We start from the raw sequence: 21,852 nt of genomic DNA on the forward strand, positions 1-21,852 counted from the left end.
CAAAGAAACTAAATTCACAAAGAGGATAAGAGACGCTGCGCTTTAGAGGATTTAAATTGAGTAGCTGTCTATTTCGCATACTCATTGTCTTCTCGTTCTCTTCTTTTTGTGAAAAAGATATTGGAACCACTGAGATCACCGAGGCGCTGCGCGCTTCACAGAGAAACTAAAATTCAAGCCAGTCCTACGAATGAAAGCATTAGGTTCTGGGTTTTAGGCGCTAGAACGCGATATGAAATCGCTGCTACCTTGTCACTTTACTCTTTTAAATCGCTAACTTCCCTAAACTAAAAAAGGCTACACATTGTGTAGCCTTTGTACTTAAAGGAATTTTAAATTAAATATCAAAGCGATCGGCATTCATTACTTTTACCCATGCGTCGACAAAATCTTTCACAAAACGCTCTTTGTTGTCGTCTTGTGCGTAAAACTCTGCGTAAGAGCGTAGGATTGAGTTTGAGCCAAACACTAAATCAACGCGTGTTGCTGTCCATTTAGTTACACCCGTGCTGCGCTCGATAATATCGTAAAGACCATTACCTGTTGGCTTCCATGTGTAAGCCATGTCAGTTAGGTTTACAAAAAAGTCTGTGCTAAGTGTGCCTACATTATCTGTAAACACGCCATGCTTAGAGCCGCCATGATTAGTGCCTAGTACACGCATACCACCAACAAGGGCGGTCATTTCTGGTGCTGTTAAGCCCATTAATTGCGTACGCTCTAACATTAGCTCTTCTGCTGAAACCGCATAGTCTTTCTTCAACCAGTTACGGAATCCATCGTGAATTGGCTCAAGTACGTCGAACGAGTCTGCATCTGTCATCTCGTCTGTGGCATCACCACGACCAGGCGCAAATGGTACAGTTACATCAACACCCGCGGCTTTTGCTGCTTGTTCAACCGCTGCTGTACCACCTAAAACAATTAAGTCAGCGAGACTTACTGGTTTACTTAAACCCGCTTGTACAGATTCAAGTGCGCTTAATACTTTAGCTAAACGCTCAGGCTCGTTACCTTGCCAATCTTTTTGCGGTGCTAGGCGAATACGTGCACCATTTGCACCACCGCGATGGTCTGAACCACGGTAAGTGCGGGCGCTATCCCATGCTGTTGCGATTAAGTCTGCTTGGCTTACACCACAGTTAAGTAGCTTGGTTTTAAGTTCGCTAATTTCGCTGTCTGATAAGGTGTAATCAACCGCTGGGATCGGATCTTGCCAGATCAGATCTTCGCTTGGAACATCGGCACCTAAATAACGTGATTTAGGACCTAAGTCACGGTGCGTTAGTTTGAACCATGCACGAGCAAACACATCACTAAAGTATTCAAAATCATCGTTAAAACGCTCGATAATCTTACGATAGGTTGGGTCCATCTTCATCGCCATATCGGCGTCGGTCATAATAGGATTTAAACGAATTGATGGATCTTCTACATCAACTGGTTTGTCTTCTTCTTTAATATCGATTGGTTCCCACTGCCACGCACCTGCCGGGCTCTTCTTAAGTTCCCACTCGTAGTTAAGCAGTAAGTAGCAATAGCCGTTATCCCACTTAGTTGGGTGAGTTGTCCATGCGCCTTCGATGCCCGACGTCATGGTATCACGACCAATACCACGTGAATTGTGGTTGTTCCAGCCAAGGCCTTGCTCAAATACATCAGCTGCTTCTGGCTCAGGGCCAACGTTTTCTTCGCTACCATTACCATGAGTTTTACCCACGGTATGACCACCCACTGTAAGTGCGGCAGTTTCTTCGTCATCCATTGCCATACGGGCAAATGTTTCGCGAACTTGTTCAGCCGTTTTAAGCGGATCAGGATTACCATTCACCCCTTCTGGGTTTACATAAATTAAGCCCATTTGTACTGCTGCCAATGGGTTTTCCATGGTGTCTGGTTTGGCTACATTTGTATAGCGCTCATCACTGGGTGCTAACCACTCTTTTTCAGCGCCCCAATAAACGTCTTTCTCTGGATGCCAAATATCTTCGCGGCCACCGGCAAAGCCAAAAGTTTTTAAACCCATTGATTCGTAAGCCATATTACCGGCTAAGATCATTAAATCAGCCCAAGAAAGTTTGTTACCGTATTTCTTTTTAATTGGCCAAAGTAAACGGCGTGCTTTATCTAAGTTAGCGTTATCTGGCCATGAGTTTAATGGCGCAAAGCGTTGGTTACCCGTACCACCGCCGCCGCGACCATCTTCTAAACGGTATGAACCCGCTGAGTGCCATGCCATACGGATCATTAAACCACCATAATGGCCCCAGTCAGCTGGCCACCATTCTTGGCTTTCAGTCATTAAGTTTTTTAAATCGGTTTTAACAGCTTCAAGGTCAAGAGATTTGAATGCTTCTGCGTAATTAAAGTCTTTGCCGTAAGGATTCGTTTTGCTGTCGTGTTGATGAAGAATGTCGAAATTGAGTGCGTTTGGCCACCAGTCGGTATTTGATTGAGCGGTGACAGTGTTACTACCATGCATTACCGGGCACTGGCCCGTTTTTCCGTTACTCATTATGTGCTCCTCATAAGCTAAAAATATGACGAAACGCTAAAAGTTCACTTTTATCCCTTTCGTCATAAAGAGAGATTTTCTAATAGTTATGAATAACTAATAGCAAATAAGTTCCTGTTGTTTAAAACTATAGGAGTTGTACTTTGATAAAGCTAGATTAAGAACATGGTTTTAAATCGATTGCACCGATAGAAAAATCTGATTTGATTCATTTTGCAAAACCGTTCATTTTATAAGGGTATTATTAAACAGCGAGTAGCCCTTATGAAAACCATTAATCCTGACGTTGCTAGACAACTAAGCATTAACTTTTTTATCGCCAATTTACCTATTTTGATGTTAACGGGCCTCGTAGTTGCTTCGCTTGTGGGATTAACTTTTCGAAGCTCGGTTATGTTTTGGCTGGCGCTACTAATAACACCTATAAGCCTAAATTATTTATATTCTAAAAAACGTATTAAGCAGTTTTGCAAAAACAACAAATGCACTGATATTTCTTGCCTTGCCAAGCAAACTGATTAATTTTTAATTTTATTACCCAGTCACCAGATTATTTAGCCTGCAACTTGTTTAAAAATTAATTAGTTATGCAAGTTTTTGCGGCAATTTGAAGGTAACAGTAACGCCGTTATTTGGCTTGCTATCGATGCTTACTTCACCTTGCAGTGCTTGCGTTGCAAGGTTATAAACTATCGACATACCCAAACCACTACCGCCATTGCCACGTTTGGTGGTGAAGAATGGCTCAAACACTTTATGCATTACATCTTCACTCATGCCATGTCCATTGTCTAAATAGCAAATAGAGTAGGTATCGCTTTGTTTATCAACGGTTACTGATATTGTTATTTTATTTTGATCTCTGCCCACAAACCCATGTACACAACTGTTGTTAACAAGATTCAGAAAAATTTGGCTTAATGCCCCAGGTACAGTTATTAGCTTAAGGTCGTCATTACATTGAATATCAACTTCGATATTATGACTTCGGGTCAATGGCATTAAACTATGTAAAATATTTTCAAGGTAGTCTTTGATGTTTGTTTCAAGTAAGTTCAAAGATGATTGGTCAACAGCTGTTTGCTTAAAATCACTAATTAGCTTTGCCGCGCGCTCAAGATTTGCAAAAGAAATCTTAAAACATTCATTTAAGTGATTCATTCCTTCAAGTAATGCCGTTTTAGTTAAGGTATTAGACTCTATTAATTTATTTAAGGTATTAAGTTTATCTTTTGCGGAGCTATTCGCGGTGACTGCAATGCCAATTGGGGTATTTACTTCATGTGCTATACCCGCCACGAGGTTACCAAGCGAGGCCATTTTTTCTGATTCGATCAACTTTTCTTGCATGGTCGTCAATTCAGATAAGGTCACTTCGAGCGTGCGAGTACGCTCTGCCACCCGTTGCTCTAATAATTGATTGGCACGTTCAAGTTTGGCATTGGTTCGTTCATTTTCTTGAGCCGACAGTGCTCTGCCATATAAATCTGCTAATGCACCGATAAATGAACACTCATCTTCACTCCAGTGCCTTGCTCCACCAATATGCTCACAACAAAATATTCCGATCATTTTACCTTTATAGCGAATCGGCGCATCGAGCATAGCGCCAATATTAAGCGGTTTCAGGTAGCTTTCACTAAACTCAAAGGTGGCTGGATCGGTATGGGCATCTTCTGCGGTGATCGTTCGCTGGGTATCGAGCGCTTTAAAATATGCTGGATATGTATCGCGTGGAAGAACCAGTGTCTGAATTTCCTGATTATTCTCTCTATCAAGTAATAATCGGCATTCAATGGCGGTGTTTTCGGCATTTAAAAGCCAGATCCCAGCTCTGCCTATTTCTAGGCCATCAAGAACAGCATTAAGGATTAAGCGTTCAGCTAATTCAACATTACCACTGTCAAGATCAGAGGAAATTGATACTCCATAGAGCAGTTGGACTAGTTGTTGGCGCATACCATCACCTTTTAGTTTTACATCAACTTAAGTCTAGACGAACATAGCCATTCTTAAAGACTGACTTTGAATTTTTAAAAAACCTTTTAGTATTAAGTGGTTGTTCAGATAGACACAGGTATATTTATACCTAACTCCTGTTGATACCCCTTACGACTTTATGTTGTTTAAGCAGTTTGGCCAGCTCTCCCCCGAGTTGGCTTTTTTTTGCCTAGTCCCCAGTGCTCACGCATGTTAAAGTAAACTTAGAATTCACTAAATATAAATAAGTTATGCGTTATATCTTAATTTTAATCACTTTTTTAATGAGCTTTCATACGCTAGCGGCAGCCCAAAATGAACCTGAAAACCGCCCAGCCCTTAGTGAAGCTGAACAACAACAAGCACTGAATAACCTTCAAGAACCAATGTATAAGCCTCTTTTAGAGCGTTATATTCTTGATGAGTTAAAAGCAGTTCGCCAAGATCAGCAAAAACTGAGAGAAGATGTCACTAAGCAAGTCACTCATACGCAGTTAGATACAGCCGATCGCGCGTTAACCTACACGACAGACACCATCAATAATGTGTTTTTCATTATTACAATTACAGCCTCAATTTTGGTTTTAGTTGGTTGGAATTCACTGCGTGATGTGAAAAACAAAGTAGAAGATATTGTAAATACGCGTGTTAGTGCCATCACTAAAGAATACGAAGAGCGCTTAAAAGTTCTTGAAGAAAAACTACGTGAGCGATCTGAAGAGATCTTATTAAATCAGCAAAAAATCTCGATCACTAACGAAGTTCATTCACTGTGGATGCGTGCTAACTTAGAAAGTGACGTTGCCAATAAAGTAGAAATTTTTGACGAAATATTAAAACGTAAGCCTGAAGATGTAGAAGCGATTGCTTATAAAGCAGATGCACTGTTAGAAATTAATGAAACGGGTGAGGCTATTGAGCTATGTAATCAAGCCCTCGAAATAGACAGTGACTATGGCTATGCATACTGGCAACGTGCGTGTGCTTATGCATTACTTCATAAACATGCTGATGCGATGGCCGATATTCGTATGGCACTTGAATACTCACCAAACCTTCGTAACGAGCTATTACACGAAAGCGCTTTTGCCAGCCTACACGACAACGACAGCTTTAATTCGTTGTTAAACGAAACGGTTTAGTCGAACCCCATGTAGCAGCGGGTTTATCCCGCGTAATAGGCGCTAGGATTTAGGTTCTAAGACGCGATGTAAAATCGCTGCTACCTCGTTACTCGCATCTTTCCCCTTGTAACTTGCTAACTTTACTCTTGCTAACTTGAAACTCACTAACTTTCAGCTCTCCAACAAAAAAGAGCAGCTGCGCTGCTCTTTTTTCTATCGGAAGAATAACACTTTGGTTATTTTGCCGTTTTCGACTTGATAACTAGTTACAAACTCGGCTCGCTTATCAACGACTTTGGGATCCTCAGAACAAGTCTCTGATAGTTCATGATCAATCACTATATTACCGTGCACTATACGTTTTATCGGTGAAGACTTAATGCACTTTAATTTTTTAAACATAATACCGTATCGTGCAATTAGCTTTTCTTTACCGGTAAACATAAGCTCATTTGGAAACGTATAAAACTCTACATTTTCATCATACATTTTGATAAATGCATCGATATTACGAGCGTTGTACGCTGCAATAACTTGCTCAATTACAGCCATAGATTCTCGTGACTGACGAGCTTTTTCTTGCTGTTTGGCTGTTAAGGCTTCTTTAGCTTGGTTTACTGCTTTTGTTGCTTCAGCAACTGCTTCTTGCTTTTCAGCTGCGGTTTTAGGTTGCGCAGCAGGTGCCGGGTTTACAGAGCCTATTACTTTACTATCATCAGCTTCGGCAACCGTCGCGGTTGCCGCTTCTTTCTTTTCAGTGTCCTTATTAACGGCTTCTGGTTTAGTTACTTCAGTTTGGCTTTTAATTACCGCAGAGTTTTCGCTCTCTGTAGCTTTGTCTTCAATAAATTCTAAATGTGCAACATCTTTCTTTTCTGTTTTTTGTTCGGTTTGTTGCTGGCTTTGTTCACTAGTTTGATCACTAGCAAAAACCTGCCATGTGAATAGTAAACTGATGGCAAAAAATAACGGTTTCATAATTTTCCTAAATGCATCATGCCTCAATAAAGGCGCTAAGGTAGCAAATTATAGCTGTTTGGCATAGTTTTTTACCAATATTGCTCTACTGTGATCTGCCCAGGTTCACGACGTCTATTGCGGCTAAAACCAAGCTCTAACAAAATAGCTGTAGTATCTTTTACCATTTCTGGATTACCGCAAATCATAAACTGTGTGGTGTCGGGAGCTACAGGACGGTCTATAACTTGAAATAAACGACGGTCTTTGATCACATCTGTGATCCGGCCATTAAATCCCACAGTGGCTGACTCTCGGCTGACTACAGGCGAATAGTAAAGATTTGGGTACTGATGCTGGAGCGCTTTGATTCGCTCTTGATAGCTTAAGTCCTCGTTAAAACGTACACCATGTACCAAATGAACATGCTCAAACTTTTGCCACACTTCGCCCTGCTCTAATATTGATATAAAAGGTCCAAGTGCCGTTCCTGTGCTCAGCATATATAGCTGTTCACTGCTTGGCACTTCATCAAGAGTAAAAAAGCCAGTCGCGCGGCGCTCAATTGTCACTGAGTCGCCCGGCTTTAATTGTGCAAGCTGTTGAGAAAGTTGTCCGTCTTTAACATTAATCAGATAAAACTCAAGATCAGGATTATTTGGTGCATTCACGTAAGAATATGCGCGTGCTACGCGTTTATCACCCACCTGCATTGCAAGCTTTGTAAACTGCCCAGCCGTGAATGGCTCTACATCGGCATTAACAATTAAGCTAAATAATGAATCGGTCCACCATTTAACGTCTTTAACTTTTGCTTCAATCCAATTAGACATACAAACCCTCGAGTATTGTTCCTCTATTAAAGGTGGCAACAATTGCTTGAATTTTCAAGTTTTAAGGGGTAGTTGCGAGATACAAACTGGATTTTACGCGAGGTAAATAAGTAGCCATAAAAAAAGCCGCATAAATGCGGCTTTGAGGTTAGTCTCACTTCACTTTGGGCGTGTTTCCAAATTTCAGTGAATACGTTACCAAGGAACTTATTTAAATTGATTCTAAAGCAATTTTAACCATTTCGTTAAAAGTGCTTTGACGCTCTTCACTTGGTGTTGCTTCACCAGTGATTACGTGGTCACTAACAGTAAATAGTGCCATCGCTTTTGCGCCGTACTCAGCGGCTACGCCGTACATGCCAGCTGTTTCCATATCAACAGCAAGTACGCCTAGCTTGTCTAATTCTTGATAGAATGTGTTATCTGCTTGATAGAATGTATCTGTTGTAAATACATTACCTACCTTCGCTTCAATGCCTAATTCTTTTGCTGCGTTTACACCATTAAGTAATAAACCAAAATCAGCAATAGCGGCAAAGTCGTAACCACGCACGCGTGCACGGTTTACATTTGAATCTGTGCTTGCACCTTGTGCAAAGATAACGTCACGGATTTTGATGTCGCTACCAATACCGCCACAGGTACCAATACGAATTAGATTTTTAACGCCGTAACTAACGATCAATTCACGGGCATAAATTGACATTGATGGAATACCCATCCCAGAGCCCATAATACTCACTGGTTTACCTTTGTAGGTACCGGTAAAACCATACATATTACGAACGCCTGTTACTTGTTTTGCGTCATCTAAAAAGTTTTCAGCAATGTATTGAGCGCGAAGCGGATCACCCGGCATTAATACCGTTTCTGCAAATTCGCCTACATTGGCACTGATATGAGGAGTACTCATTATTGGTTTCCTTTTTTGTTCGCTAATAGCTCATCTTTAAAGCTATCACCGTATTCAAGTGCAGGAAGATTAAACCACTGGGCAAGGGTTTGACCTATGTCTGCAAAACTAGCTCGTTCTCCAAGCGGGGTGTTTGTCATTCCCGGTTGGTAAGCAAGTACTGGCACGTATTCACGTGTATGGTCAGTACCTGCTGCAGTTGGATCACATCCGTGATCGGCAGTGATGATTAACACATCATCGCTATTTAGCTGATTTAAGATGGTTGGTAGGTAATCATCAAACTCTTTTAATGCTTTAGCATAGCCGACTGCATTACGGCGATGACCGTACTTTTCATCAAAATCAACTAAGTTTGTAAAAATCAAACTATGATCAGGTGCACTTGCGATGACTTCTGAGGTTTTCTCTAGTAAGTTCATCAGCCCTGGTGCTTTGTGTTTTTGGGTGATGCCTTGATGCGCATAAATATCGGCAATTTTACCAATACTTATCACTTCACCGCCGTCTTGCGATAATTTATCTAGCAAGGTTGGCGACGGTGGTAGCACCGAATAGTCACGACGATTACCTGTGCGGGCAAAATCGTCACGGCTCGAACCCAAAAATGGCCGCGCAATCACTCTTCCTATGTTCATTTCATCAAGCAGCGCCCGTGCGATTTCGCAAACCTGATAAAGTTTCTCCAGTCCAAATGATTCTTCGTGCGCGGCTATTTGAAACACGCTATCAACTGAGGTGTAGCAAATCGGCATGCCGGTTTGCATGTGCTCTTCACCTAGTTGTTCTAAAATGGTTGTTCCTGAGGCATAGCAGTTACCTAAAATGCCCGGAATACCAGCACGAGCAATTAGCTCGTCAACAAATTCTTGTGGAAAACACGGCTGTGTGTTTGGGAAGTAACCCCAATCAAATAACACAGGTACGCCAGCCATTTCCCAATGACCTGAAGGCGTGTCTTTACCACTTGATAACTCTTTAGCGTAACCCCATGCGCCAATAGGTGCTTGGCGGTCACTGACTAAACAAGGTTCTTTACCTGCGGCTTCGCAAGCATCAGCTAAACCTAAACGGGTAAGATTAGGTAGCGATAACTGCTCACCAGTTTCTTCTGCATAGGCTTTAAGTAAATGAGCAAAGGTATTTGCGCCTACATCACCAAACTTCTCTGCGTCGGGTGCTGCGCCAATTCCTAGGCTATCTGCCATTAAGATAAGTGCTCTTGCCATGGGTACCTCGTTATCAATATGTGGCTACTTTATATGCTCTTCGAATTTTTGGTACAGGACATAAGTCCTGTTTCATAAAACAGAAACATTATAAATTTGCATCTCTAAGCGAAGCAAAAGAGATTAATCGTGTCTTTTTTGCTATTGTGATCTACCTAACAATGTTCCTTCTGTGTGGGCGAGAACTTTAGTGACACGAACAATTATAGCTATTGCTGGCGCATCTGCGTCGGGCAAGTCTCTTTTTAGCAAGACGATTTATAACGAATTAGTCAATGAGCTTGAACCGGGCGCGATCGCAGTGATCGAAGAAGATGCTTATTACAAAGATCAGTCGCATTTGCCGTTTGACCATCGAACGCAAACAAATTACGACCATCCTGATGCTTTCGAGCATGAGCTTTTGCATGAGCACTTACTTCAGTTGCGCGCTGGAAAATCAGTAGACGTACCAACTTATGACTATGCAATGCACACCCGCAGCGATGAATCGCGTCGAGTGGCACCTGCAAAAGTACTTATCGTTGAAGGTATTTTGCTACTGAGTGATCCGGCACTTCGAAAAGAATTTGATATTAAGGTGTTCATTGATACACCGTTAGATATCTGCCTTATGCGCCGTATGCAACGAGATATGGAGCAGCGTGGCAGAACATTACAGTCCGTTGTTGATCAATATCAAGCGACAGTGCGACCTATGTTTTATCAGTTTATTGAGCCATCAAAGCACAAAGCTGATCTCGTAGTCACACGCGGCGGTATGAATCGCGTTGCCATTGATATAATTAAAAGTAAAATAAAATATTTACTGCAACAATAACAACGGGAAATAGTCAGTATGACGACATTTATGAGCTTAGTAGGCATTGTTGTGCTACTAGCCATTGCTTTCGCGGCTTCAACGAACCGTAAAGCAATTAATTTAAGAACAGTAGGCATCGCCTTCTTGCTACAAGTGCTAATTGGTGGCTTTGTCTTGTTCTTCGAAGTGGGTAAAAACGTACTGGCAAGTATGTCTCGAGGAGTGTCATCAGTTATTGGTTATGCCAATGACGGGATTAGCTTCTTGTTTGGCTCACTGGCATCGCAAGATACCTTAGGGTTTATTTTTGCGATACAAGTATTGCCCGTTATTGTGTTCTTCTCAGCACTGGTTGCTGTGTTGTATCACATCGGGGTGATGGATTGGATAATCAAGATTCTAGGCGGCGGCTTACAAAAGCTATTGAAAACCTCGCGCCCTGAATCGCTTTCTGCAACCGCCAATATTTTCGTTGGCCAAACAGAAGCACCATTGATTGTTAAACCATTTATCGCCAGCATGACTAAGTCAGAGCTATTTGCGGTAATGGTAGGTGGCCTTGCTACCGTAGCTGGTTCAGTTATGGCAGGTTACGTAACAATTGGTGTAGAGCTTAAATACTTAATTGCAGCCAGCTTTATGGCAGCACCGGGTGGCTTCTTAATGGCAAAAATGATTGTGCCAGAGACAGAAACACCAAAAGAAGATTTAGCAGATTTAGAGATACAAGAAGAAAAACCGGTTAACGTAATTGATGCAGCAGCATCAGGTGCCGCAAACGGTATGCAACTAGCACTAAATGTAGGTGCGATGTTACTTGCTTTCGTAGCACTTATTGCACTTCTAAATGGGCTATTAGGCGGTATTGGTGGTTGGTTTGATCACCCAACATTAACGCTACAAGAAATTTTAGGTTACGTATTCGCTCCAGTGGCATGGTTATTAGGTGTACCGTGGAACGAAGCAGTAATCGCAGGCAGTTTTATAGGTCAGAAGGTTGTAGTTAACGAATTTGTTGCTTACCTCGACTTTATTAATTATCGCGATACGTTAAGCGCGCACACACAAGCGATTGTCACATTCGCGTTATGTGGGTTTGCTAACTTATCATCGATAGCAATTTTACTAGGTGGATTGGGCGGTATGGCGCCTGGTCGGCGAAAGGATATCGCACGCTTAGGGCTCAGAGCAGTGTTAGCAGGATCTATGGCTAACCTCATGAGTGCAGCAATTGCAGGTTTTTTCCTCTCGCTAGCTTAGAAACTTAATGAGATGAGCCGTAGTTGCAAAACAATAGGATAGAACTTTAAGGGGTTAAAGGTCTATCTGACTTGAACGATACTTCACCAAGGGCCGCAAGGCCCTTTTATCGTTTTTATGTGCTAAGATTTATTTACTAAGTCTTTTTAAGTATCCGCATGAACCGTTTTCAACTTTTTATACTGATATTTTTTCTCAGTTGGCCTGCCTTCAGTACACCAACACTTACGGTTGTCACTGAGCTTTCTCCACCAAATCAAACGTTAATTAATAATCAAGTAACAGGTGACAGCACCGAGTTAGTCAAAGCTATTTTTGCTAAAGCAAATTTACAGGCAAATATTGAGCTCTATCCGTGGGCACGTGCTTACAACATGGCACTAAAGAAACCGAACACACTTATTTTTAGCATGGCTAAAACTCCCGAACGAGAAGCTCTATTTCATTGGATTGGAGAAATAGCAACTTATCAAATGGGCTTTGTTAAATTAAGCTCTCGCAGCGATATAAACATCACCTCAAACGAACAGGCTAAACAATACAAGATTGCCGTGCAACGACATGACCTAGCGGCTCAACGCTTAACTGAGCGAGGTTATGTCGTGGTATATACCTCAGACATCACTAAATCATATCAGTTATTAATGGCGGGCAAGGTCGATTTAATTATTGATGATAAAAATTATATAAGTGCAATGGCTGAGCAGCTAGCACTAGATGAGGCTCGCTTTAGCTTTGCTTACGCTATCGACTTTTTAACTATGAAAGGTTATTTAGCTGCGAGCCTAAATACGCAGCCAAGCTACATTAAGGCGCTTAAACAAGCGTTTGTTGAGGTTTCAAAAACAACCCAATACCAAAACGTGATGATGACAACAAACTAGCTTTACTCTATTGGGACAAAATAATCTGCAATATATTTTTCGAGTAAACCGCGCTGAATCAATCGATCATAACTTGCCTGTAGTTTTGATAATACCTCATCAGGGATATCTTTATTAAGAGCTAAAAAGTTACCTTGTGTTCTCTCAAGCGGTAACTCAACCAGTTTGACAACCTCTTGCCCATAATGGCCGTATTGCATTAATAAATACCGAAATGACAACTCAGAGCCAACAATTAATTCAACCTTGTTTTTTAAAAACAGATTTATACATTCATAGTAATGGCTTACTTTTAATAAGTTCTTATCTGCTTTAAACCCTAAGCTCTCTAAAAAGTTTTCGTAAATACTCTCTCTAACAGTACATACGCTGTATTCTTTTACTTGTGCTAGGTCACGCGGGTTGATGTGCTCATTAGATTTGAGGCGATAAAAGAAGTTTTTTGATGACGCAAGCGGGCCTATCCAATTAAATAGTGCTTCTCTGTCGGTAATACGCGCAGTTGACACTAAACCAGACAATGGCTTTTTTTGCGCTAAATGATAGGCTCTAGGCCAAGGCAATAGCTCAAATTGACACTCAATCTCTGCTTCCACACACATTGCCCTAACAAACTCTAGGTTAATACCCTCTAGGTGACCTTTGTTGGAAAAGTTATAGGGTGGAAATTGCTCTGTATAAATGGTGATAGTTTGTTTTGCCATCAAACTCGGAGCAAAGCTAAGACAAGCTAAAAACAAATACTTTATGATAATTCGTACATCCTCATTAGATAGCCGAATTAAATATAGAAATATTCATATCTTCAGTCAATTTTTAGGCACAAAAAAAGCAAGCCGTAGCTTGCTTCTTCTTAATATTTACTTTTCAGCAAATATTATAACGGAGTGATGTTATCCGCTTGTGGGCCTTTTTGACCTTGTGAAAGAGTGAACTCTACACGTTGGCCTTCAGCTAAAGTTTTGAAACCGTCGCTTTTGATAGCGCTGAAGTGTGCAAACACGTCTGGGCCATTTTCTTGCTCGATGAAACCAAAACCTTTAGATTCGTTAAACCACTTAACTGTACCTGATACGATGTTAGACATAGTATTATTCCTGATATAAAAAAATTAAACATGCCCTAATGGGCGGGTGTAGCAAAAAATGAGATGGTACTTAAAAACTTCAGGACGGTACTACAAGTATTACTTATACAACAACGAAATAAAGATTTATTAATTACACGCTTTCTTTCTAGCTGGTGCCTAGTATATAGAGTTACTTGAATAAGTCAAACACTATCGAAATTAAAACTCAAACTCTAAAGCCAAGCGAAAGCTATGGTCGCGGCCTGATTGCGATAATTCACTTATAAATCCTGCTTCCCATTTTAATTGACGCTTCGCACTAAAACGATGCAAACCAATAAAACCAGGGCCCACACCAAAAAAGTCCTCGCCAGCATAAACTTCTATTGATGGCTGAAATGCAGAGCGATAGCGATAACGGTACTGCAAACGGAACTCACTTTCCCATTCATTTTCTATATCAGCCCCCCACTCATACACTAAAAATGCATTCATAGTCAGGCTAGTACGACCAAACTCTTTTTCCCATAAAAAGCCAGTCGTCGCTTCGTATGCATCTATACTGTGCTGCTTTTCAAGTTCAAATAGTGCCCCCCAATCTGCCCATAAACGCCCTTGTTCTACAAGTTGCCAACGTAACTCCACCTCATATGAAGATAAGCCAAAGTCACCGTTATCATCGCGCTCGCCAACTAAATACCCTTCAAGGCTCATGGTGTCGTTAATTGCACCACCAAAACCTGCCCGCTGTGCAAGCACATTACCGTTATCGGTTTGCCTAGACACTAAACGCCACTCAACTTCACGTTCAAAAGGTAACACGTAAGGGTGATATACTTTATCAACGACCATGCCATCTGCATGGGCAACGTGTGCAAAGCAAATTGCAAACAGATAGCTAAAACTGATTATTAAGAACCGCATACAGGCTCCTTTTTATGTTTAACTTTTAGAGCGCGAGCCAAGGCAATAAATACGGCGCTCGCAATTACATATACCCAAAGCGCGGTTTTACTTGGCGTGGCTTCGTAACCGACTAAGGCTTTTAGCACCCGGCCAAGTTCTGAGTTTTCGGCTAAAAAGTTGCGCCAATCTAGATAGCTTGAAGTCACATCAATTAAATCGACCTGACTCGCTAAATCAAGAAATATTAATAACTTTGCTGTTGCATTTAAGGCAAGCAATACAATCAATGGCTGCATTTTCGCTCGTCTGGCAACACTTTCCAGCAAAAAGAACAATAAAATACCAAAGCTGACACAAATTCCTATTCCTAGAAAAGTGCCAAGCAGTAAAGGCTCAGCAGCATCTTTATTGTGCCAAAAACTCACTAGGTAAATCATGTAATGGCTCAAATATAGGGTCATTGTTGCAATAAGAGCAGCGGCGGCGGCTACAGTGTTTTGTTGACAACTGATTAATGCCGCAACAAAAATCAGGATGCATAACAACATTTGAATGAACTCTAAACCACGATGTTCAAACAACTGGCTCATCGATGCCGCACCTTGTACAAATAGCAAACTAATAATGGTGCCAATAGCAGCATATAGACCTAATTGTCGCTGATTAAGAGGTACTATCAACCTGAGTAACACCGCTAAAATCACAACCGGTAAAAGCTGATTAATGCTCATTAATAAACTAGTTATCAGCATTATCTACCTCCGTAGCCACAACCGTTCCTCGGGCCGTATTAGGCGAAAATTCGCCAAAAAAATCATAACGGCCAGGGCTTAGTGGGCCGATATAAATCACACTGGTTCGGCCAGGGTAAAGCACTTTTTCGCGGTTTAAATCAAAACTATCGAACTCTTCAGGAGTGTTATCTTGATTTTCGATGAGTAAACGTAGCTTTTTATTGGCAGGTACTTTTATTTCAGCGGGATAAAACAAATGATCTTTTAAGATCAGTTTGTATTCTTTGGCACAAGCAAGCCAAGATGACATACACAACAACATAGACAGTGCAGCAATCCATTTATTCACTGAGGTCTCCTTGCATAAAGGACACGCTCACTCGCAAGCCGCCAAGGTGGCTGTCTGCTAAAGTAATATCAGCGTTATAAATCGATACTATGTGTTCAACAATGGCCATACCAAGCCCGGCTCCTTGCTCACCCGATGGATGTTTATCACCACCCACGCGATAAAAGCGATTAAAAATGCGCTGTTTTTGAGCTTCATCAATACCGGGTCCCGAGTCATCTATTTGCCAGATAAAACGATTATTTTCGGTTTTCAGGGTAATACAAATCTCCCCCACAGCTGGGGTGTATTTTATGGCGTTACTCAGTAAATTGCCAAACAAAGTAATCAAGGTAAATTCGTCACCAGCAATAATAAAATCATCGCCATCAATGCTGATGGTATGCTCTTTTTCGTCTATACGATCATAAAGTTGTGCAACAACTTGCTGGCTAATTTCTAACACCGACACTGAACTAAATTGCGCCTGCCATTGCTCTGGATAAGTCCGCCCTAAAATTAGCATCTGCTCGACGATATTGCTCAACTTATCAACGCCTTTTTCCATCGCATCAAGCTCAACACTATCGACACCTTGGGCAACTAAATTATGCACATTTATTTTTAAACTACTCAGCGGTGTGCGCAGTTCATGGGCTGCATCAGAGGCAAAAAAGCGCTCTCGTAAATAGGCACTTTCAACCCGTTTGAATAGATCATTTAAGCGGCTAATTACGGGTTTTATTTCTTGCTCTGGGGTTTGCCAAGGGATAGCCGTAAAGTCATTTGCTTGACGATGTTTAAGTTGATTCGACAACCGAGTTAGTGGCGCAAGCCCTTGTTTTACAAACACACTAATAAGGAGAGCAAGGATAGGCACACTCCATAACAGCGGCGTCATGGCCGATAAAATTACAGCTTCTGTTAGCGCCACTCGCTTACTCAAAGGCTCTGCAATAAGCACTCGCTTATTACCTTCACTTAAACGATACACTTTGACTCGTTGCCCGGCCAAGTTCTCAACGCTAAACCCGGTTTGCCACTGACTTTGATTTATAGCGTTATTCTGCAATGACTTTGAGCTTGAGGCCAAGCTATCATCAACCCAAACTTGAAATAATAACTGCGGTAAATCACTGGTATAAGCTGGGGTTTCTTTACTGAGTGGCTGCTCGATTAACACATGTGCCAGCGTTACCAGCTCATTATCGAGCAGTGCTTCAGCCTGATTCATACTTTCACGATAACCTTTAGTAAAAGCCAAAAAACAGGTTAGGATCACCATGGATAAGATAAGTAATGTCAGCCTTTTACGAATTGACACTAGCGTTTACCCACCACATAACCAATACCACGCAAGGTTTTAATAAACTCTTTTGGGAATTTTTTACGCAAGTGATGAATGTGCACTTCGATGGTATTTGACCCCACCTCTTCGCCCCATTCGTATAGTTTACTTTCTAACTGTTGTTTTGATTGCACGCGACCTTGGTTTTCTAGCAAGGCTTTAAGGAGCATAAACTCTTTGCGCGGCAAGTTTACCGGCTCATCTTGAAATCTTACGGTAAATGCGGCGGTGTCCATTTCAACATCGCCAACTTTTAAGGTGCTGGTTTGAGCTTGGGTCAATCGCCGACTAGCGACCCGAAGACGTGCAAATAACTCAGCGGGATCGAAAGGTTTTGCAAGATAATCATCAGCACCTAAATCTAGCCCCATGACTTTATCATCAATACTACCGCGAGCGGTTAAAATCACCACCGGCAGGTTTTTACGATGCTTTTTGATGTGCTTTAGAATGTCGATGCCATCACCGTCTGGTAGTCCTAAATCAAGGACTACCAGCTCAATTTCATCATTTTGCAGCCATTGCATCGCTGACTTAACGGTTGCACTGTGTTCAACACTATAACCTTGTTGACGTAAAGAACGACACAGGCCTTCTGCCACTAAGTGGTCGTCTTCAACGAGCAATAAATGCATAGCTTATCTCTTTAATTTTTTCTCTACCTTAGCCAATAGTTTAGTAATTTCTTGTTGGCGGTAAAGGTCTGCCTTTGGTCTATCAGGGCGCGCTGGCGCTTGCTGAGCTACTAATAAAAATTCTTTAGCTGACTGATACTTATGCTCATCATATAAAAATGACGCATATAAATAATTACTATCGATTCCATAAGGATTTAGCTCAAGGGCTTTTTTAAACAGTTTTTTGGCTTCATCATCATCACCAAAGCCAATTGGCCAACCTGGCACTTTGCCGTATAAAGTTGCCAAACTTGTATAGGCCGAACCATTTAGTGCTTGTGGATCAAGCTTAAGCGCTTTTTCAAATTGTGCTTTGGCATCTTTAGCAAGACCCAGCGCACCTAATCCCCCTTTCGCACCTGCATAGCTCGATAACACGATACCGTACCAAATATGGCTTGCCGCTTGCTGATCGTTCGCTTTCGTAAACTCTGCGGTTTCATTCGCTAACTTTTCAAAGGCATCTAGCTGCGCATCGTCAACTAATTCGTAATTAACCACAGCCCATTGCTTTTGCACCGAACTTAAATCGCTATTAAAGTCGGCTTTTGCAGGCGCAGCCATGATAACAGCTATCATCATTAGAGCTTTAAAATTTAGTTTAGTCATAATCATTCACCTTAATCAATTTAGTTGGCAAAAAAACTTTTAATTTTAGGAAGTTGTTTTGCTATTGCGTTATCAACTAATGATGGAAATGCCCCGTTAATACGAGCAAATAATGTTTCTGGAAAGCCGATAAAACGGCGACGTTTTTTGGATTTAATTAAATCTATTAATGCATCAGCCACTTTTTCAGGCGGGTCCATGGTGTTACCCAACTCTTTGTTCATCGCACGTACCTGCGGCGAATTAATCGCGGTATCGGTGGCACGAGGCGCTAAGTACAATACTTTTACATCACTGTGACTAAGCTCTCTGGCAAGGGCTTCGGTCATCCCTCTAAGGCCAAACTTGCTGGCACAGTACAAGGTTTGATACGGATAGCCGATGCTGCCAAACGATGAACCTATATTCACAATCGTGCCTTTATTACGGGTAATTTGTGGTAAAAACAGCTGGCACAATTTAATAGGTACATTTAGATTAATATTTAACAGATGATCAATTTGCTGCTCGCTTATTTCACTAAAGCCTTGCATCACATTAACGCCCGCGTTATTGATAAGCAGCGTTGCGCCGCCAATTTGCTGGGCAAACTTAGCAAGATCATTGCGAGATTCACTATTACTTAGGTCGGCTTGAAAATACTCAGCGTCATTGCCGCACTCCAATTGCAATGCAGCAAGTTGCTTTATATTTCGGCCTACCAATAATACACGCCAACCTTCTTTTGCAAGGCGAAGGGCAATAGCACGGCCAATGCCCCCTGTTGCACCGGTTAGCACACACACTGGGCTACTCATGCGCTTTGCTCCAAGTCAGCCTCGCTAAAGAAAGGTTCTGAATCGAGGTCACGGAAAATATTGCCGTACAGTTTATAAAAACATTTTGCGGCGTGAATAATCGCTTGCTGATCGTCCTCGTTATCTATTTTGTTCATCAGATTTTCGAAAAACTTCACGTGTTCAATATCAAGAGCACCATGCGAGGTAAAGTAGGTAAACGCCTTTTTAGGTAAACCTACAACCTCACGGATTTGCCCCGCTGCATTATCGGCTAAGGCAATCGAGGTGCCTTCAAGCACATGCACCATGCCAAAGAAGGCCAATGGGTTACCGCGATTTATTGTATCGTAGGCATACGACACCATTAATTCAGTCGAAAACTGTGGACGAGAATGACGCACTAACTCTTTATCAAAACCACAGGCTGCAATATCGTTTAGCACCCATTCTTGGTGGCCTAACTCTTCTTCGATGTATTCTGCAACAGCTTCGCGCAACCACTCTTGTTTATCGCTCAGCTTTGCGCCTACAGCCATTAGCAGTGGCACGGTGTGTTTAACATGATGATAAGCTTGCGTTAAGAACGATGCGTATTCACTCAGGCTGACTTCACCTTTAAAAACGCGGCTAATAATTGGCGCAGCTAAAAGGTAGTCACGCTCTTTCTGTGTTTCGGCTTGTAATGTATTGAAAAATTGATTCATGCTCGTCGCCTCTTGATAAAGTGCTGAAATCTCTGTAGCAAAAAATTGATTAATAACATCGCGTTTGGGGCGATTATTGCTGGTTAATAAACCTTGCGTGTGGCTCATAGGCTCTGCCATTCGATGCCACTTTTTGATCTGTGCGTATTCGGGTAGTTGCGCGTTTTGTGCCGTAATATGAGCAGCAAGTTCATCGTCACTCATCGCTTGGTTTGCATAGATAAGCGCAGCTAAAAATGCTTGGCCTTCGCCAATCACCACCGCTTGTTGTACCTGGCTGTGGCTAAGCAATAACGACTCTGGCCACTCGGCACTGATATTGCGCCCAAAGCTGGTGATCAGCTGATTTTTCAAGCGACCTTGAATAACCAAGCGGCCTGCTTGCTCAGTGACGAGATCGCCAGTTGCATACCAATCGTCGGCACTTTGCGCTGCTTGACCTAAGTACCCTAAAAACAATGAGCCTTTGATATAAAGCTGACCATTTTCAATTTTGTATTGGATATGTTTGAGAACTCGCCCTGCGGTGTCGATGTCGTCATCATCGCGCGTGTTTAGGCTCACCACCGATGAAGACTCAGACAAACCATAGCCTTGATAAACCGGTAAACCGAACTCTCGGGCTTGCTTAATAAGTGCTTGGCTTACAACCGCGCCACCCACTGCAATAAACTTTAAGCTTTTAGGTGCTTGCCAGCCTTGCTTTGCAAAAGCCACTAAACAAGTCAGCAACTCAGGCACTAAAATAAGGGTATTTGGCTCAGTGCGTTCAATGGCTGCTATTAATTTATGTGGCTCAAGTAACTGTGCGCCAGAAAACCCAAGTTCAGCTAAAGGCACTAAGTTAACCGTGCCACCCGCTAATAGCGGCGCATACACACCGGCTAAATTCTCAAGCAAAACCGGTAACGGCAGTAAACACAAATGGTTTGGTTTTTCTAAACCAATGCTTTGATAAAGTGATGTTGCCACCTGCAATTGACTCTCAAGCGATAAACACACACCTTTTGGTGTACCCGTTGAGCCCGACGTAAAGGTAATCTTTTGCGTGTTCGCAAAATAAGGAACTGGCTGTGTATTAGTCAATTGATAAACATATAAAGGGTAATGCTTACATACATCGACTAACGCCACTAACCTTGCATGCTCACCTTCGTAAGCGCGGTCACATACAAATAGCCCTGCCCCACTGTTTTGCAAACCAAACGCTATTTGCTGAGCCGTAAAAAACGTTGGTAGCGGAATTGCCACTCTTTTAAGTTCGCTAAGCGCAGCTTCTAATACACACCAAGCAGGTGTGTTATCTAATTGAAAGGCGACACCCTCGGCATTAAACTCAACCAAAGTAGCTAACAGACGAGTTACTTGTTCAGTAAAATCTTGTTTAGTTATTGAGCGCACACCATTACTTTCATGGCAAACCATTAAGGTATCGCTATCTTTGTGTGGTAACTGTGTTAACCAGCTCATAACGCCTCCAAATAAACAGCCAATTCAAGGGATGACTGTAAACACTGCTGTTTAATATTGAATAAAACTGGGGTGTTTAATACACGTTGATGTGCTTCGTTTAGGTCAACCACACAAATGGTTGGTTGGTTGTCGTAATAGCTCCCCCAGCTTGCTGGATCTTGGAGTGCTTGTGCATTGGCAACACCGATTTCTTTGCAATTTACACCCAGCATTTTTAATAGCGCTCTGACTTTACGGGTTGCACAAAACACTAAATATTTTGCTCCCGCTTGATAGAGTGCTTCGTTCATTAAAACAAAATGTGCCAAGGTGGCTTTTCGATGCGTTGAGCATAAATTACCTAACTCAAAAATGTGCTCACGCTTGGCACCAACAAAGTGCTCAATAGACACAGGGAGGTATTGTTCAATAAACAAAGGTTGTGATGCAGAGCGAAGACCTAACGTACATACTTCATCATCAACATTTAGCTCACAAAGTAGCGGCATAAACTGCGAAATTTTCGCATCATAAGCTGCAGCAAAACCTTGCTTAATATTACTCTCAAGACGGTCGCGGAACTGACCTCCTTCACGCGTGCAAACAAAGGCAGGCTCTTGAACTTGAGTTTGATGTGATTGTTGAACTGAAAGCATAATTGTTCGCTCCACTTAGGTTATGTGTAAAATTTATCGAGCGAAACTTAAATAAAACTTAAGAAAAATTAATTTTTATAAATATTTTTCAAC

General features: G+C 41.8%; 21 protein-coding genes and 1 pseudogene. 4 read left to right on the top strand and 18 right to left on the bottom strand.

What is annotated here, in order from left to right; genetic code table 11:
• Positions 1 to 337: 337 nt before the first annotated feature.
• Both katG and L1264_RS14495 read right to left on the bottom strand, forming a co-directional pair.
• Entirely contained in the window at positions 338 to 2,515 is a 2,178-nt protein-coding gene (gene katG / locus L1264_RS14490) for a catalase/peroxidase HPI (RefSeq protein WP_199527440.1), read from the bottom strand.
• Positions 2,516 to 3,100: 585 nt separating this feature from the next.
• On the bottom strand, positions 3,101 to 4,474 hold the full coding sequence (locus tag L1264_RS14495; protein WP_199527439.1) for a GAF domain-containing sensor histidine kinase: 1,374 nt from the start codon (positions 4,472 to 4,474) through the stop codon (positions 3,101 to 3,103).
• Positions 4,475 to 4,746: 272 nt separating this feature from the next.
• Here L1264_RS14495 and L1264_RS14500 point away from each other — a divergent pair, with 272 nt between their 5' ends.
• Positions 4,747 to 5,637: a tetratricopeptide repeat protein gene (locus tag L1264_RS14500; protein ID WP_135926705.1), complete on the top strand. Its 891-nt coding sequence runs from the start codon at positions 4,747 to 4,749 to the stop codon at positions 5,635 to 5,637.
• Positions 5,638 to 5,832: 195 nt separating this feature from the next.
• On the opposite strand, the gene L1264_RS14505 is transcribed toward L1264_RS14500, so the two are convergent.
• The 4 genes from L1264_RS14505 to L1264_RS14520 all read right to left on the bottom strand — a co-directional run bounded on the left by L1264_RS14505 (position 5,833) and on the right by L1264_RS14520 (position 9,551).
• Positions 5,833 to 6,597, bottom strand: a complete 765-nt coding sequence (locus L1264_RS14505; protein WP_199527438.1) for a nuclear transport factor 2 family protein — start codon at positions 6,595 to 6,597, stop codon at positions 5,833 to 5,835.
• Between the two features lie 71 nt (positions 6,598 to 6,668).
• Positions 6,669 to 7,409, bottom strand: coding sequence for a ferredoxin--NADP reductase (locus tag L1264_RS14510; RefSeq protein WP_135926703.1), 741 nt, complete (start codon positions 7,407 to 7,409; stop codon positions 6,669 to 6,671).
• A 211-nt stretch (positions 7,410 to 7,620) separates the two neighbouring features.
• Positions 7,621 to 8,322, bottom strand: a complete 702-nt coding sequence (gene deoD / locus L1264_RS14515) for a purine-nucleoside phosphorylase (protein WP_036972525.1) — start codon at positions 8,320 to 8,322, stop codon at positions 7,621 to 7,623.
• Positions 8,322 to 9,551 carry a phosphopentomutase gene (locus tag L1264_RS14520; protein ID WP_135926702.1) on the bottom strand — a complete coding sequence of 410 codons (1,230 nt, stop codon included), beginning with the start codon at positions 9,549 to 9,551 and terminating at the stop codon, positions 8,322 to 8,324. Before L1264_RS14520 ends, deoD begins: the two co-directional genes overlap by 1 nt.
• A gap of 190 nt (positions 9,552 to 9,741) precedes the next feature.
• Between L1264_RS14520 and udk the strand changes: the two genes are divergently transcribed.
• From udk to L1264_RS14535, 3 genes are all read left to right on the top strand, one after another.
• Entirely contained in the window at positions 9,742 to 10,371 is a 630-nt protein-coding gene (gene udk, locus L1264_RS14525; protein WP_135926701.1) for a uridine kinase, read from the top strand.
• An 18-nt stretch (positions 10,372 to 10,389) separates the two neighbouring features.
• Positions 10,390 to 11,613 carry a NupC/NupG family nucleoside CNT transporter gene (locus tag L1264_RS14530; protein WP_135926700.1) on the top strand — a complete coding sequence of 408 codons (1,224 nt, stop codon included), beginning with the start codon at positions 10,390 to 10,392 and terminating at the stop codon, positions 11,611 to 11,613.
• A 158-nt stretch (positions 11,614 to 11,771) separates the two neighbouring features.
• Positions 11,772 to 12,497, top strand: a complete 726-nt coding sequence (locus L1264_RS14535; RefSeq protein WP_135926699.1) for a substrate-binding periplasmic protein — start codon at positions 11,772 to 11,774, stop codon at positions 12,495 to 12,497.
• A 2-nt stretch (positions 12,498 to 12,499) separates the two neighbouring features.
• Here the strand turns inward: L1264_RS14535 and L1264_RS14540 are convergent, their stop codons facing one another.
• The 12 genes and pseudogenes from L1264_RS14540 to L1264_RS14595 all read right to left on the bottom strand — a co-directional run bounded on the left by L1264_RS14540 (position 12,500) and on the right by L1264_RS14595 (position 21,759).
• Entirely contained in the window at positions 12,500 to 13,201 is a 702-nt protein-coding gene (locus L1264_RS14540) for a substrate-binding periplasmic protein (protein WP_138558402.1), read from the bottom strand.
• A 173-nt stretch (positions 13,202 to 13,374) separates the two neighbouring features.
• A complete protein-coding gene (locus L1264_RS14545) occupies positions 13,375 to 13,584 on the bottom strand; it encodes a cold-shock protein (protein WP_036972536.1) in 210 nt (69 codons plus the stop codon).
• 201 nt (positions 13,585 to 13,785) lie between these two features.
• A complete protein-coding gene (locus L1264_RS14550; protein WP_199527437.1) occupies positions 13,786 to 14,490 on the bottom strand; it encodes a hypothetical protein in 705 nt (234 codons plus the stop codon).
• Positions 14,478 to 15,224, bottom strand: coding sequence for an iron transporter (locus tag L1264_RS14555; protein WP_199527436.1), 747 nt, complete (start codon positions 15,222 to 15,224; stop codon positions 14,478 to 14,480). The genes L1264_RS14550 and L1264_RS14555 overlap by 13 nt, the downstream gene beginning before the upstream one ends.
• Positions 15,211 to 15,528 carry a cupredoxin domain-containing protein gene (locus L1264_RS14560; RefSeq protein ID WP_199527545.1) on the bottom strand — a complete coding sequence of 106 codons (318 nt, stop codon included), beginning with the start codon at positions 15,526 to 15,528 and terminating at the stop codon, positions 15,211 to 15,213. Before L1264_RS14560 ends, L1264_RS14555 begins: the two co-directional genes overlap by 14 nt.
• A gap of 19 nt (positions 15,529 to 15,547) precedes the next feature.
• Positions 15,548 to 16,858, bottom strand: coding sequence for an ATP-binding protein (locus L1264_RS14565; protein ID WP_199527435.1), 1,311 nt, complete (start codon positions 16,856 to 16,858; stop codon positions 15,548 to 15,550).
• Positions 16,858 to 17,517, bottom strand: coding sequence for a response regulator transcription factor (locus L1264_RS14570; protein ID WP_135926694.1), 660 nt, complete (start codon positions 17,515 to 17,517; stop codon positions 16,858 to 16,860). The genes L1264_RS14565 and L1264_RS14570 overlap by 1 nt, the downstream gene beginning before the upstream one ends.
• A 3-nt stretch (positions 17,518 to 17,520) precedes the next feature.
• Positions 17,521 to 18,168: a tetratricopeptide repeat protein gene (locus tag L1264_RS14575; RefSeq protein WP_138558404.1), complete on the bottom strand. Its 648-nt coding sequence runs from the start codon at positions 18,166 to 18,168 to the stop codon at positions 17,521 to 17,523.
• Between the two features lie 20 nt (positions 18,169 to 18,188).
• Entirely contained in the window at positions 18,189 to 18,965 is a 777-nt protein-coding gene (locus tag L1264_RS14580) for an SDR family oxidoreductase (protein WP_135926692.1), read from the bottom strand.
• Positions 18,962 to 19,651: a TenA family transcriptional regulator gene (locus L1264_RS14585; protein ID WP_235404166.1), complete on the bottom strand. Its 690-nt coding sequence runs from the start codon at positions 19,649 to 19,651 to the stop codon at positions 18,962 to 18,964. Before L1264_RS14585 ends, L1264_RS14580 begins: the two co-directional genes overlap by 4 nt.
• Before the next feature lie 12 nt (positions 19,652 to 19,663).
• Positions 19,664 to 21,121, bottom strand: a pseudogene (locus L1264_RS14590) (AMP-binding protein); the annotation flags it as partial.
• Positions 21,118 to 21,759, bottom strand: coding sequence for a thermostable hemolysin (locus tag L1264_RS14595; protein ID WP_138558406.1), 642 nt, complete (start codon positions 21,757 to 21,759; stop codon positions 21,118 to 21,120). The gene L1264_RS14595 and the pseudogene L1264_RS14590, both read right to left, overlap by 4 nt.
• Positions 21,760 to 21,852 lie beyond the last annotated feature (93 nt).

The organism is Pseudoalteromonas sp. APAL1 (assembly GCF_021532475.1).
Taxonomy (GTDB): domain Bacteria; phylum Pseudomonadota; class Gammaproteobacteria; order Enterobacterales; family Alteromonadaceae; genus Pseudoalteromonas; species Pseudoalteromonas lipolytica_C.